This window comes from Aeribacillus sp. FSL M8-0235, assembly GCF_038000355.1.
In the GTDB taxonomy this organism is placed as follows: Bacteria; Bacillota; Bacilli; order Bacillales; family Aeribacillaceae; genus Aeribacillus; species Aeribacillus composti.
This window is the reverse complement of sequence record NZ_JBBOBW010000001.1, coordinates 1,332,007-1,345,498: the sequence shown is the minus strand read 5'-3', so window position 1 is coordinate 1,345,498 and position 13,492 is coordinate 1,332,007. Positions and strand designations below refer to the sequence as shown.

Sequence of the window (13,492 nt, the reverse complement as noted above, 5' to 3'; positions counted from 1 at the left end):
AGAATCCCACAGCTTTCAAGGCTGTGGCTGACACAAAACTTAATACTCTCTTATTGTTAAATTTAAAATAAAAACATCCATGAGTAATTTTACTCCCCACCCATGCATGAAAATCCATCATTCCTTCCCATAATGGATATGAACGCAAACAGTTTTGAAAGACGTTCTCTTTAATGGTGGTTCGACCCTGTAATAAAAACTGTTTGAGTCCATTTGGTGTTCCACCCATTGTCAGCCCTTTTCGTGTGAAAAGGTGACTACGAACAGAAAAATGCCTAACGTGCAAATGGACTCCCTGTTTGCGAATTTATCGATGGAAGGAGTAAGAATCATGGATGTTCTTTATCATCGTTGTGCAGGATTAGATGTCCATGCCGAAACAATTGTCGTTTGTGCTCTTCTTGGAGAGGAAGAACACGTTCAAAAGGAAGTTGAAACATTTCCTACTTTCACGAAAGACTTGTTTCGTCTTCTGAAATGGTTAGAAGATCGTGGTGTCACTCATATTGCGATGGAGAGTACGGGCGTTTACTGGAAACCTGTGTTCAATATTTTGGAAGATTACTTTGACATTACACTTGCCAACGCTCAGCGAATCAAAAATGTACCGGGGAGAAAAACCGATGTTTCCGATGCAGAATGGATCGCCAAATTGTTGCGTTACGGATTGATCGAGAAGAGTTTCGTACCTCCTGAGAACATTCGAGAATGACGGGATTTAACTCGCTTGCGCAAAAAATGGATCGGGCAGTTAACCGCGGAGAAAAACCGCATTCAAAAAGTGTTGGAATGTTCCAATATCAAGTTAAGTTCCGTGATTTCGGATGTATTTGGTGTATCTGGGCGAAAGCTACTGGAACGTTTAATGAAACAGGGATACATCGAAGAAACCGAAGTCGATGCTTGCATTCACAGGAGTATGAAGAGGAAAAAACAACAAATTCAGGATTCTCTCTTTGGTACATTGACCAACCATCAACTGTTCATGATTCGCCAATCGTGGAAGCACATCGAATCGTTGGAAAGTTTACTTCGAGACATCGAAGAACGAATCGACCAACTCTTACAAGTATACAAACAAGAGATGGAGCTTCTTGTGACCATACCGGGGATCAAGAAGGAAACCGCTGCCGTGATTATCGCTGAAATCGGAGTCGATATGGGACAATTTCCAACGTCTCAACACCTCGCTTCATGGGCGGGAGTCGCGCCGGGAAATCATGAAAGTGCTGGAAAACGAAAAAGTACCCGAACGACGAAGGGGAATCCGCATATCAAATCGGCGTTATGTGAGGCGGCTTGGGCTTTGTCTCGATGTAGGAATCAACGTTTGGCAGCGAAATATTGGTCATTGGCGGCACGCAGGGGAAAGAAAAAAGCACTCGTTGCGATCGCGCACCGAATGCTTACCATCATTTACTGCATCATTTCTCGAAAAGAACCGTTTCGAGAGCAGTAAATAAATTAGTATAACCAAAAAGGTTCAGAAATATACGAGATACCTAAAAATAAGGTAGCTCTGCTTTCCTATTTCCTTTTTTTGGTCGTTAATAGGGTATCCAATTTGATTGTGGGGTATACCGCTTCAGCCATGGTTAATTGATTTTCACAGAAAAAAGAGTTTGAGTATGAAAACTCCTATTTTGATAAATCAGGACAGCAACCTGCTCTTATACTAGTTTACATTTTCCATTAATGGATCTGCGTACGTACCCTCTTTCGGAAAATCCAATTTTTCATCAACTGCTTTCGAAGCTAATAGATTTACTTCCGAAAAAGCTTGATTCTCATGTCGAAACATTGCGTAAATCAACGCAACACAGATGCCGATCGCAGCTATAATCGATAACACAACTCCTATAGAATGCGGGCCAAAGGTAAAATAAGCACCGACATGCTCCCAATTTGTTATTGGACTTGTATTCATTTACTATTCCTCCTTTACATTTTTATCCTTTTATTAACTAGTTTTGCTCTTTGACATGATCATTTTTAATCTTCCATTTTCTTGAGTAGATGGAATTCCTTCCGGAAAAGCTGTTGCAGGTATTTCAGTTAAATCAATACCAAGCATCTCTGCTTGCTTTGGTATTCTCAACATATTAAGCTTTTTCAAAAGCAGTGATGTCCAGTAGCCTGGGAGAAATCCTAGAAGGATCACAACCGCTGCACATACGAGTTGTCCAATAAAAGTGATTTCCGGGCCGTTTATATTGGGATAGCCGGAGGCAAATATCCCGACTGCAAGGACTGACCAGATCCCGATAAATCCGTGGACGGTAATAGCACCTACAGGATCATCAATCCCCTTCCTTTCGAGAAAATTTCCAATGAATGGACACATCAATCCTCCAATGACAGCTATAACAAATGCAAGCGCTGGATGATATAAATCTAAACCCGAACCTACTGAAATAACCCCGGCCAGCCCGCCTGAAGCGACCCAAAACGGTTCCCCTTTTGAACCTAAATATGCCCCTATTAAACCTCCCGCTAATCCCATTAAAGCATTGAATACAAAAGCCGATAAATTGGTGGGAGTACCGTAAATCGTCATCCATTCCCCATTTGTAACAGCGATTATACAGCCTCCGAGGAAGCCGAAAAAACCAACATAAATGAGCATCAGTCCTAATAAAGTGGACGGAAGATTATGCGGCAGAATATTAACAATTTTCCCATCCCCTGTATATTTGCCGATTCTAGGTCCTAAATTGACCACGACTCCTAATGCAAAAAACCCAGCTATTGCATGAATAACGCCTGCAGCGGCAACATCATGATAACCAAATTGCGTTAAAAACCATCCTTCTCCGTGCCAGCCCCAAGAAGCAGCTAAATTCCAAATAACTGATCCAAGAATAGCGGCAAGAATAAGAAATCCACTTAATCGAACCCGTTCGATCAGCACGCCGGATAAGATGGAAGCTGTCGTAGCTGCAAACAGCGCAAAAGCACCCCAGAAAACTCCACTCGCATGATCCGTTATATTCGGACCCATATTTTCACTCCAAGGCAATGCAGCTAATGCCGCTTCACTCATTCTCGGAATCAAACCGTCTGGAAACGCATTGTATATCCACCAGCCAACAAAATAGAAAGCAGGTAACACGACTGCTAACGTCATAATATTTTTCAAAGCCGTTGCCAATACGTTTTTTACACGGGAGATGCCGACTTCAAGAGTCAAAAACCCCGCATGGATCTGCAGCATGATTGCAATGCACCACCAATAGAATACTTCTATTTGGATTGCGGCAAACTGTTCAAATCCCTCCACATGATCATCCCCTTATTCTAAAGATTTCAAAGCCTTTAACCTACCATTTTTCAGGCCCTCCTTCTTCTGTTTCATGAAATTATTTTTAAATAACCTAAATATGCATCATGGAGCCTAGAATAGTGTCTTGAAACCTCTAACGATGCATGACACTTTTCACACGTTACTTGTTTTTGTGCTGTCAGCTTGTTCAGATGATAACACTTTACACAAAATACCCTTTCCTCTTTCTCCCCCCATCCTTGTGCCTGGATCTCATCTTCATTAAAACCAGCCCGCAATGCCAGTTTTTTCAGCTCTTTTAACATTGACCATTGAACTGAAAGAAATAGCTTTGTACCGATAAATTGACTTTCAAATATTTTGTAAATTTCCTCACTGGATGTTGATGAAAGGACAGTCGCTTCATTCGGAAAAAATTCTGTCCCCTTATACGAATGAAGGCTGCTATCATTTTTCTTCAATATATAGATTTGTTTCTTCGTCTGTTCTGGAATTTTTTTAATAAACATCAACGTTGGCAAAATCATCGGTTCATCAATGATAAACAAAAATTGTTTCCCAGTGATGAATTGAAATAGATTGCCAGCTTGCTGATTTTGCGCAAAAAATTCATCTGCTTCAGAAGCGCTTGTTTTCCCATCTGCTGTTTTAGTCATTTTTCAACCTCCTTGTTTGTTTTTCAACATGGTCGAATCGAATAAGCAATTTGTAATTTTCTCAATTCGAATTTTTCGAATATCAGGATATTCTCCAACGATAAGCTGCAGCTAGTTCGAATCAATATTAAGCAAACAAAGCATTGCCGTAACTTGATTTCTATCAAATTACAACATAGAAAGATAACGGCTAGTTGTGAAGCCCGGACCGTTCGAGCGTGTAAGCATATAAAGAGCATCTGTTAAAGGAATCCGGCGATAAGTTTCAATAACACGCCCATTGACAAATAGATTCTCCCGTTTTTGTTTTAATTGGGCAGCCGTTTGTTGAAAAAGTTTCTTAGATCTATTAAACGAGTCAAAAACGAAGCGTTCTGCTGCTGGACAGCTTGCAATACTCACATCGCCGAAATGAACCCGTCCTGACGGTGAATATGCTATCGCACTGACGATTCGTTGCTGCGCACTGCTGATGGTTTCTTGTAAAAAAGTCGCATGAACGGGTTTGATATCTTCCACAATCAGCCGGGTGATGCCCCGATCGTTAATCGCTTCTAAAATTTGTTCAGGGTCATCCTCCACGATAACCTCTTTATGGGGCGGCCATATATCCATCCAATAATGATCTAAGTGCTGTTTTCCGACATGGAAAATGAAATAATCAGGATAAATTCGAAGTCCGCCCTCCTCATCTGTTAAATCCTGACGATAAAAATCATAAAATCTGGTGACAGCTGCCATAAGCAAGGCGCTAGCACCAGCACTTCCTGCCGGTTCCCGTACGACTATTCCTAGTCGATCATATTGATGAAATCCCGGCAGCAACTCCTCAAAAGAACATTTCACGTCGTTTATCTTGAATTCAAAATCATCGATTCCGATAACCTTTGTTGTGTGCACAATTCCATTTGCTCCTTTCTTGTATGCTCTTAAAGATCTAAAACAAGACTGCCGGATTTTGCCCTTGAAACACATGTTAAAATGACATTGCTTTCTTTTTTCTCCATTTCGGTAAGAAAAAAGTCTCGATGGTCAATTTCTCCTTTTAAAACATGCAGCTGACAGCTGCCGCATCCCCCGATTTTACATGAATATGGCACATCAATATGAAGCTGTAATAAAGTGTCCAGCAAGCTTTTCCCTTCAGGCACCTCAATCACTTTGTTGCTTTTATTGAGTTTTACCCGGAATGGCTGCATCGGTCCTGATTTTGGCGGTGTAAAGAGTTCAAAGTGGATGCTTTTTTCAGAATAACCAATGACTTTAGCAGCATCGGCAAATTCTTTGATCATGGCCTCTGGACCGCAGAAATAAACATGGGTTCCTATCGGTTGATTTTCCATTAACTTTGTTGACATTTTCTTGTTTTCCTTTGAAAAATAAAAATGAGTTTCCTCTGAAAAAAAAGTGGAGAGATGGCGATAAAAGGCACATAATTCCTTTGAAGGAGCGGCATAATGTATTTCAAATGGAGCCTTCTTCTTTTTTAATTCCTTCGCCATCGAAAGAAAAGGTGTAATGCCAATCCCAGCTGCAAAAAATAAATGGCGTTTTGCTTGAAAGCTTAGCGGAAAATAATTTTTCGGATAACTAATGGAGATCTTATCCCCTTCTTTCACATGATCGTGCCAATAAATTGATCCTCCATTTGAATCCTCATTGCGGCGAACGGCGATTCGATAGTAGCCTGTATTGTCCGGATCACTTGTAAGAGAATAGTGGCGTTCGATTAAGCCTGTTTCAGTTTGCAAATAAGTCGTAATATGAGAACCCCCACTAAAACGAGGCAATGGCGAACGGTCTGCTGACACTAGCTTAAAACTTTTAATCGCAGCTGTTTCATGCGTAATTTGTTCTACAATCACTTCAAGTGTTCGCGCCATCATGTAATCCTCCTTTCATGTTTTTTAAAAACAGCTTCTTCACACGCTATTTTCTTCCAATTTTCCCAATTTCAATCTGTCAAGCTTTTTTCTAAATAGCGAATGATTTCTCCTTTGTATAAACTAAATCCTTTATATTCAGCCATATAGTCAGGTAAATCCTTTAAAACTCGAAAAAAACGTTTCAACCAATCTTCATTTTTTTTCAGCTCATCAAGTGATATTAAATGAGTATGAATACTAAATAAAATCCCATTGCTTCGCGGCATACGAAATAGCCTTTGATCCTCCACTCTTAAGTGGACAAGCTGACCGGCATTTTCTGAAGTTACCTTTTCCTTTTTTGGACCCCATTCATCAAAATTCTCAGGGAACGTGTCAAGGATTGGCTCCACTGTTAAAGTCCAGTTTAACCGTGTCCACGGTTTCCCTGCCTCGATTCTCAAAAGAAAATTGAGGACTTTTTTCGCTAAACCGCTGTCGAAAAAAACCGGTACAGGAGAATGGAACTCGGTGTAAGTCATGCCAATATCAAAGGCAATCGACCAATTGGCAGGAAAACACAATTGTCCTGCATCCATATATAAATCACCGTCTCTTTGCCCCATAAAAATGAGATCCTCTTGAACGTGTCTGCCGATAAAATCTAAAGGCTCGTAGGGCAATGTCGATAGATCGCCAAAAGTAAATGTATGTTTCTCATCCAAAAGCTTATTTTCAAACGTCCATTCATGACCATTTTTTATAACCGAGAAATACTCAGGGTAAATAATGGCAAGTTCATCTATTAAAAATTCCAGCACTTCCCACTGTCCATCGATTGAATGTTCTAAAGATTGAAAAGCACGTTCATGGTGGTTTAATAGTATTTGACGCTTTTTATCTATTTCTTCAAAATATTCGGGAGTAATATCTGCAAGTTTCCCGGATTCTAGAGGCCTCAAATTATTAGAATACCTGTAAGAGTCCTTTTGAAATGGAAATGGGAACCTTTTAATAAGCGGAATTTCTTTGATCATATGTTGGTTAGTCGTTTTTACACTCACTGCCCTCTCTCCTCCTCACGATCAAAACTGGATGAAAGAACCTCCCCATGAAGCCGCGTTACGACAAGGGGAAATTCTTTCATTTGTTTAATTTAAAAATGTTGGCTCCGGCAATCGATGTGCCGTATAAATCGCATCTCCATCGCTTTCAGCATCAAAGATCACTTTCGTTTCAGGGGTAAAGATAAAAACATCTCCCGCTTCCCCTACATATTTGTTTCCTTGTTCATCTCTGACGATGATCTGCCCCTTTATAATTACCTTTACTTCTAAGTAAGTATACAAAAATTCAAACTCTTCCGACTTTTGCATAGAGAAATATCCAATTGTTAAAGGCTTCTCTAATGGGCTAATCGGAACGTCAATAATTTGACTTTTCAAAGCCGGTATACTCAAAACATTGTTCAACTCAATTTTTTCATACGTTCCAGCTTTTATTAGCTGAATTCCTGGCTTTTGACTTAAAAATTGATGATCCATAGCTGTTACCGCTGATTCACTCATTCTTTCCACTCTCCTTTTTCAATTTTTATAATCAGAGTTATGTTATGTTATGTTTTGTAACAAAAAATGTATTATTTTATAACTCTGATGATCCTATTATAGTAACAACCGTAACGTTCTCACAACCGTTTTTTCTCAAATGGCGGGAATATTCGCAAAAATCTGTAAAATGTTCTGACAATTAGAGCTTTTCCTTTCGGATCATTCAACATGAGCAGGCAATGAAATTTTATTTCTTTGAGAACTTAACATTATTAGCGCCAATAATGAGATCAGCAACGATGTTTTACACGGAAAGGAGACAGGGAGAGTACCGAATCATTGTAAAATGTAATGACAAGGTTTTTGATTTATTCCCACTATTTAGGAAATCTCTGTTTCTTTGAAAGAATCGTCTATGTAAAAATAAAAGTACAATATTCATAATATTGTAATTTTTGTTAACATTCTTAACAGTAACCTTTAAAAAGGAGTGATGTCAATGGTAGTCAATCAGACAGAACTGCAGGAAGAAATTATGCAAATTCCAAAATGGTGGTCTTACCCAGAAGGATTCGAAAAACTAATTGAAAAAGCACATGAATTAGGCAAAAAGGAGCTGCTGCCCCGTGCTTCTATTTCAGACAAGGAGTGCCGTTATCCTCGGGAAAGCTTACAAGCAATTGCGGATGCTGGATTTGGAGCAGTTACAATCCCTGTTGACGACGGAGGCCTTGGCGCTGGACTAACTGGATTTGCTTTGTTAGCCGAAAGTTTTTCTCAATATTGCGCTTCCACTACTATGTGTTGGGTTATGCACACTGCTGCCGTCCAAACGCTTTATACAGCTGGAACTAGAGAGCAGCGGCAGCGTTATATTCCTGGGGTGCTAAAGGGAAAGATTGGCGCATTAGCCTTTAGTGAACCAGCGACTGGAAGCCACTTCTGGAATGTTGTTAGTTCGGCTCCCCGCAAAGGAAACGGATATTTGTTAAATGCGGAAAAATCATTTGTCACCAGTGCGGGCGAGGCGGATTGGTATATTGTTTGCACCAATTATCCAAATAGCATAGAAGACGATCCATTAATGTTTTTAATTGTAGATCATAATCAGAAGGGAATCGAATATTTTCCTTTTTCAGCTATGGGGCTTCGCGGAAATTCAAGCGGACCGATGAAGTTTAAAGATGTCTTTGTCCCTATTGAAAATCGTCTTGGGACTGAAGGCGGAATGAATGTTTATAATGAAAACGTCATTGATCCGCTCTTTTTATTAGGCACAAGTGCTTGCTGGGTTGGTATTGCTCAAGGAGCCTTGAATGCAGCAATTGACCAGGCAAAGAAAAAAGTCCATAAAGATACAGGAAAATCAGTTGCCGGCTACCAAGTCATTCGCCACGAATTGGCAAAAGCGCAAATTTTAATCGATAGTGCAAGAAGCATGCTTTATCGTACAGCTGAAGGGATGGATCAATGTTTAAATAGTGGAAAAGAATTGTCAGAATGCTTATACCCGCTTTGGGAACTCAAAACTCATGCAGCAGATATAGTCATACAAGTTACAAATCAAGCATTACAAGTTTCTGGAGGAAGAGGATATCTAACCGGGCAAGTGGAAAAATTTTTACGTGACGGTCGAGCAGGTGCAGTCATGGGACCCACAAACGAAATATTGCGCGAATGGATTGGCCGCACGTTAATTGGTGTTCCTTGGTTTGAATAATTTGTATCACTTGATCTGAAATATAACTGTTTGTGCCAATAACTTGTTTCTGAAATGCAAAAAAAGAGAATCGTTAGCCGAATAAATCGCCTTACGAGAGGAGGGAGCCCTGCCTTCCGATTAGTCGAAAGATATTTCAGAAACAAGCTCCACACCCTTTTGTATATTTTTTGCTTAAAATAGTTTTAAAGAAATAAGAGAACAAAACGATCACATGACGACAGATTTTTAATCTTTTTCTTTACAGTATAAAAAATTAACAATAATCGGCTGTTTTTCTTTGTCGAAATCTACTTGTTGTGTTTTTACAAATTCATCAAAACAAACATGAATCCTCACACTGTTTATCAGGTGAGGATTCTTTTATGCGTATACAATTGAATTGGTCATAGCTTTGCCGTTTTGACAACCAATGAAAAATACATTGCCATGCTAGGACATTTGAGAAGCAATATCGTTTGATTTACCCTTCTCTTCTATCGACTGATCAACATCTGAATAAGCCGGTTCTTGATGAAAGCTTAAATCAAGGCCAAGCAGCTCGTCTTCTTTTTTCACACGCAACGGTGTAAACAGCGAAACAATTTTCAAAACAATATATGTTCCTACTGCCGCAAGCAAAACAGCCACAATCACTCCTATAACCTGATGGAACAGCTGTTCAGGATTTCCATAAAACAAACCGTTATTCCCTGCCGGATTCACTGACTTAGTAGCAAAAAGTCCTGTTGCAATGGATCCCCATATTCCGCAGATGCCATGTACTCCAAAAGCATCTAACGTATCATCATATTTTAGACGTGCTTTCACAAAATGGATAGCAAAATAGCAGATAGGGGCGGATGCAAGTCCAATAATCAAAGCTGAAGGGATTGTGACAAATCCTGCTGCTGGAGTTATGCCAACAAGACCGCCTATTGCCCCAGTGGCAGTTCCTACTAGCGTCGGGCGCTTGCGAACCATCCATTCTATGATCAGCCATCCCAAGCCCCCGGCTGCTGCGGCAACTTGTGTATTGGCAAAGGCAAGAGCGGTAATACCATTTGCACTAAGTGCACTTCCTGCGTTAAAACCGAACCAGCCAAACCAAAGAGTGGCCGCTCCAATAAGAAATAAAACAATATTATGAGGAGCATCATTTTTCTTCATATGTTCATATCTCGGCCCAATTACGAGTGCAGCTGTTAATGCGCTAACACCGGAAAGTATATGAACAACCGTACCTCCAGCAAAATCAAGTTCGCCCATGGCAAAAAGCCATCCGCCTCCCCATACCCAATGAGCCATTGGTGCATAAACAAAGGTGATCCATAAAACCGAAAACATTACCCATGCAGGAAAAGAAATACGCCCTGCAATTCCTCCGGAAATAATCGCAACCGTTATAGCAGCAAATGCACCTTGAAAAATGGCAAATATATAATGAGGGATGGTTAATGAACCAAAAGCAGCCTCTCCTCCTACTCCGTTAAATGCCAGGTAGTCCAGTTTTCCAATGATTCCCCCTACATCCTGTCCAAAGCTGAGGCTGTATCCCCATAGCACCCAAACAATGGTCACAGTTAAAAGACTGACAAAGCTGTGCATCATCGTTGATACAACATTCCGTTCACTTACAAGCCCTCCATAAAAGAGAGCCAAACCAGGTACATGCATAAAAATAACGATAGCCGCTGCTACGAGCAACCAAGTTGTATCCCCCGTATCAACCACCGGCTCGTTCTCTTGCGCAAAGGCTGAAATCGGAAAAAGGAATAAAAGATAAAGAAGAAAAACGAAAAATATTGAAGCTCTTTTCTTTACGAAACCATCCATAGGAATCCTCCTCCTTACTTTTTTCATTACTCTAGCTTTCGGTAGCGATTTGTTCAAAACGATTTAATCGAAAAAAGGAAATATCATGTTTTGTTTTCCCAAGCGTGACTAAATCTGCTAAAATGCTCCCAACGATGCTGGCAAACTTAAACCCATGTCCGGAAAATCCACCGGCTAACAACACATTGCTGAAGTTTGGATGAAAATCGATAATAAAGTCGCTATCAGGAGTAAGTGAATATAAACAAATTTTACCATCGGTCAGCTCGCCGGCAGCCTGCGGCATATATTTTTCAAGAAAGCTTCGTACATCACGTTCATCTTCACAGTAAGAACCAAATAGTCTGTTCACGGAATCTGGATCACTTTCAATCCCCATGTCATGACGTCCTATTTTTACACCTGTTTTCCGAAAATTCGGAAAACCATAATAATGACCTTCTTTTGTGTCAAAGACAAAAGCAGGAAATTGACCAAAATCATATAGTCCATCCTCCAACGGTGCAAACCATGCAACAGGTTTTCGGATCACTTGGATCGGAAAATCGAGTTCCGGCAATAATTTCGGAATCCATGCACCAGCTGTGATCACTAAATTGGCTGCTTGAAAACGTCCCTTCTCCGTAATGACCTCCGACATATCCGATTGAATGGACAGCTTTAAGACAGGATTGTTTTCCAACAGTTTGGCTCCCAGTTTTAAAGCTTCTTCTTTATAAGTTTGAATACATACTTCACATAACAAAAATCCTGCTTGGGGATCAAAACAGGCAGTAAAATCTTCGGGAATTTGAATGCCTTGCCATTTGTTCATCACCATGCTTGCTGTGAACATTTCAATTGGGAGGTTGTGATGAATAGAGCTTTGAATCGTTTCATTGACAAAAGATGAATCGCGTTCGCCGACAACTAAAGTGCCTGTTTGATAAAATAACGTTTTTCCTGTTTTCTCTTGCAGTTCCATCCATAACCGGTATGCTTCTTTAACTAAATCAACATATTTTTCCCCTTGGCCATAACCAAATCGCAGCATTCTTGTTTCCCCGGCGTGGCTTGCAAAGGAATTTGGAACAGAAAATTGATCAATCATCAACACGCTTTGACCATTTTGGGCTAAATAATAGGCTGCAGCACTTCCTGCAGAACCTGCTCCAATAACAATCACATCGTACATCCCGTCATAATTCATACGAATTCCTCCATATAAATCAATACGATTTGTTTTTAGTAGCCTTTTAAATATTTTTCAACTTCCCATTCGCTGACATAGTCATGATATTCTTTCCATTCAGCCTTTTTTCGTTTAATAAAGGTCTCCATAAATGTTTCCCCTAGTGCCTTGACTAACACTTCATCGCTTTCTAATGCTTCAATCGCTTCATTCAATGTAGAAGGCAATTTGTCAAATTCATTTTCTATCGAATGGAACATGTATAAATTTCCGTTAAATGGATCTCCTGGATCCATCCGCTTTTCGATGCCGTCCAATCCCGCTGCTAAAATCGCAGCAGTCGCCAGGTACGGATTACAGGAACCGTCCATGGCCCGAAACTCAATCCTTCCAGCATCAGGAATGCGAATAAGCTGTGTGCGGTTATTCCCTCCATAAGAAATAAAATTAGGAGCCCATGTAGATCCAGATGAGGAATTTAACGCTCCTAGCCGCTTGTAAGAGTTGACAGTTGGACAGACAATAGCAGCCAAGGCTTTTGCATGATTGAGAATACCTGCAATAAAATGATACGCGACTGCAGACAATCCAAAGCCTTTTGGATCATGAGCATCTTCAAATACATTTCGTTCTTCCCGCTCATCCCATAAGCTTAAGTGCATATGGCAGCCATTCCCGGTCAGATTGGAAAATGGCTTCGGCATAAACGTGGCGATTAGTCCTCGTTCCTCTGCCATGGTTCTAATCATATATTTAAAAAATGTATGCCGATCAGCAGACGTCACCGCATCTGAAAAATCAAAATTGATTTCAAATTGTCCATTGGCATCTTCATGATCTGCTTGTGTGACATTCCATTTCAATTCATTCATATACTCAATCAAAGTGCCTAAAAATTCGATATTTCTCATAAGCGCCTGCTGTTGGTAACATGGTTTCAATTCTTTATCCTGTTCATCAAACGGGGCAATTTTCCCGTCTTCTCCCTGTTTCACAAGGAAAAATTCCGGTTCCACTCCCGTTTTCATCGTATATCCCATGCTTTTTGCTTGCGTCAGCACATTTAACAAAATCGTTCTCGTACAAAACGGCCAAGGAGTTCCATCTTCCGTTAAAGTTCCGGCAAACCAAGCAATCTCTTTATTCCACGGTAATATAGTCATAGAACGCAAATCAGGGATGCACAATATATCGGGATCATGCGGTCCGTGGCCGAGATCGCCTACAGCAAAACCGGCGAATCCAGCCCCTGATTGGCAGACTGACTGTAAACGGGAGGAAGGAATTAATTTCGCACGTAAAGAACCGTTCAAATCCGAAAAGGAGGCTAACGCCAATTTGATCTTTTTACCTTCGATATATTTTAACGTCTCCTCCAACACCTTGTTATTGCTTTCCACTATACCGATCAATGATCATCACCATCCCTTAT

General features: G+C 40.4%; 11 protein-coding genes and 1 pseudogene. 2 read left to right on the top strand and 10 right to left on the bottom strand.

Translation table 11 applies throughout. The features are described 5' to 3' along the window. Positions 1 to 331 precede the first annotated feature (331 nt). Positions 332 to 1,459, top strand: a pseudogene (locus NSQ71_RS06575) (IS110 family transposase). 216 nt (positions 1,460 to 1,675) lie between these two features. On the opposite strand, the gene NSQ71_RS06570 reads toward NSQ71_RS06575, so the two are convergent. From NSQ71_RS06570 to NSQ71_RS06540, 7 genes are all read right to left on the bottom strand, one after another. Continuing rightward, complete coding sequence (locus NSQ71_RS06570; protein WP_327847659.1) at positions 1,676 to 1,927, bottom strand: hypothetical protein; 252 nt, start codon at positions 1,925 to 1,927, stop codon at positions 1,676 to 1,678. Positions 1,928 to 1,960: 33 nt separating this feature from the next. Next, positions 1,961 to 3,280 carry an ammonium transporter gene (locus NSQ71_RS06565; protein ID WP_340733433.1) on the bottom strand — a complete coding sequence of 440 codons (1,320 nt, stop codon included), beginning with the start codon at positions 3,278 to 3,280 and terminating at the stop codon, positions 1,961 to 1,963. 71 nt (positions 3,281 to 3,351) lie between these two features. Next, a complete protein-coding gene (locus tag NSQ71_RS06560) occupies positions 3,352 to 3,939 on the bottom strand; it encodes a dimethylamine monooxygenase subunit DmmA family protein (RefSeq protein WP_063389436.1) in 588 nt (195 codons plus the stop codon). A 168-nt stretch (positions 3,940 to 4,107) separates the two neighbouring features. Next, positions 4,108 to 4,839 (bottom strand): hypothetical protein, encoded by a 732-nt coding sequence (locus NSQ71_RS06555; RefSeq protein WP_063389437.1) that lies wholly within the window; start codon positions 4,837 to 4,839, stop codon positions 4,108 to 4,110. A 29-nt stretch (positions 4,840 to 4,868) separates the two neighbouring features. Continuing rightward, positions 4,869 to 5,825 (bottom strand): PDR/VanB family oxidoreductase, encoded by a 957-nt coding sequence (locus tag NSQ71_RS06550; protein WP_340733431.1) that lies wholly within the window; start codon positions 5,823 to 5,825, stop codon positions 4,869 to 4,871. Positions 5,826 to 5,893: 68 nt separating this feature from the next. After that, a complete protein-coding gene (locus NSQ71_RS06545; RefSeq protein WP_339211258.1) occupies positions 5,894 to 6,868 on the bottom strand; it encodes a heme-dependent oxidative N-demethylase family protein in 975 nt (324 codons plus the stop codon). 87 nt (positions 6,869 to 6,955) lie between these two features. Next, positions 6,956 to 7,372 carry a hypothetical protein gene (locus tag NSQ71_RS06540; RefSeq protein ID WP_066251087.1) on the bottom strand — a complete coding sequence of 139 codons (417 nt, stop codon included), beginning with the start codon at positions 7,370 to 7,372 and terminating at the stop codon, positions 6,956 to 6,958. A gap of 481 nt (positions 7,373 to 7,853) precedes the next feature. On the opposite strand from NSQ71_RS06540, the gene NSQ71_RS06535 reads away from it, so the two are divergent. Beyond that, a complete protein-coding gene (locus NSQ71_RS06535) occupies positions 7,854 to 9,074 on the top strand; it encodes an acyl-CoA dehydrogenase family protein (protein ID WP_082830405.1) in 1,221 nt (406 codons plus the stop codon). Positions 9,075 to 9,506: 432 nt separating this feature from the next. Here NSQ71_RS06535 and NSQ71_RS06530 read toward each other — a convergent pair whose 3' ends face one another. The 3 genes from NSQ71_RS06530 to glnT are packed head-to-tail and all read right to left on the bottom strand — an operon-like array spanning position 9,507 to position 13,472. Beyond that, positions 9,507 to 10,889: an ammonium transporter gene (locus NSQ71_RS06530; protein ID WP_066251084.1), complete on the bottom strand. Its 1,383-nt coding sequence runs from the start codon at positions 10,887 to 10,889 to the stop codon at positions 9,507 to 9,509. A gap of 31 nt (positions 10,890 to 10,920) precedes the next feature. Beyond that, positions 10,921 to 12,078 (bottom strand): N-methyl-L-tryptophan oxidase, encoded by a 1,158-nt coding sequence (solA, locus tag NSQ71_RS06525; protein ID WP_340733427.1) that lies wholly within the window; start codon positions 12,076 to 12,078, stop codon positions 10,921 to 10,923. A gap of 35 nt (positions 12,079 to 12,113) precedes the next feature. After that, the gene (glnT, locus tag NSQ71_RS06520; RefSeq protein ID WP_199757349.1) at positions 12,114 to 13,472 is read right to left on the bottom strand and encodes a type III glutamate--ammonia ligase; all 1,359 of its coding nucleotides are present in this window, start codon (positions 13,470 to 13,472) and stop codon (positions 12,114 to 12,116) included. Between the last annotated feature and the right edge of the window lie 20 nt (positions 13,473 to 13,492).

Excerpts from the sequence above, each read along its gene's own strand:
- NSQ71_RS06570 (WP_327847659.1), bottom strand. The coding sequence starts at position 1,927 with ATGAATACAAGTCCAATAACAAATTGGGAGCATGTCGGTGCTTATTTT.
- NSQ71_RS06560 (WP_063389436.1), bottom strand. The coding sequence starts at position 3,939 with ATGACTAAAACAGCAGATGGGAAAACAAGCGCTTCTGAAGCAGATGAA.
- NSQ71_RS06550 (WP_340733431.1), bottom strand. The coding sequence starts at position 5,825 with ATGATGGCGCGAACACTTGAAGTGATTGTAGAACAAATTACGCATGAA.
- NSQ71_RS06540 (WP_066251087.1), bottom strand. The coding sequence starts at position 7,372 with ATGAGTGAATCAGCGGTAACAGCTATGGATCATCAATTTTTAAGTCAA.
- NSQ71_RS06535 (WP_082830405.1), top strand. The coding sequence starts at position 7,854 with ATGGTAGTCAATCAGACAGAACTGCAGGAAGAAATTATGCAAATTCCA.
- NSQ71_RS06530 (WP_066251084.1), bottom strand. The coding sequence starts at position 10,889 with ATGGATGGTTTCGTAAAGAAAAGAGCTTCAATATTTTTCGTTTTTCTT.
- solA (WP_340733427.1), bottom strand. The coding sequence starts at position 12,078 with ATGAATTATGACGGGATGTACGATGTGATTGTTATTGGAGCAGGTTCT.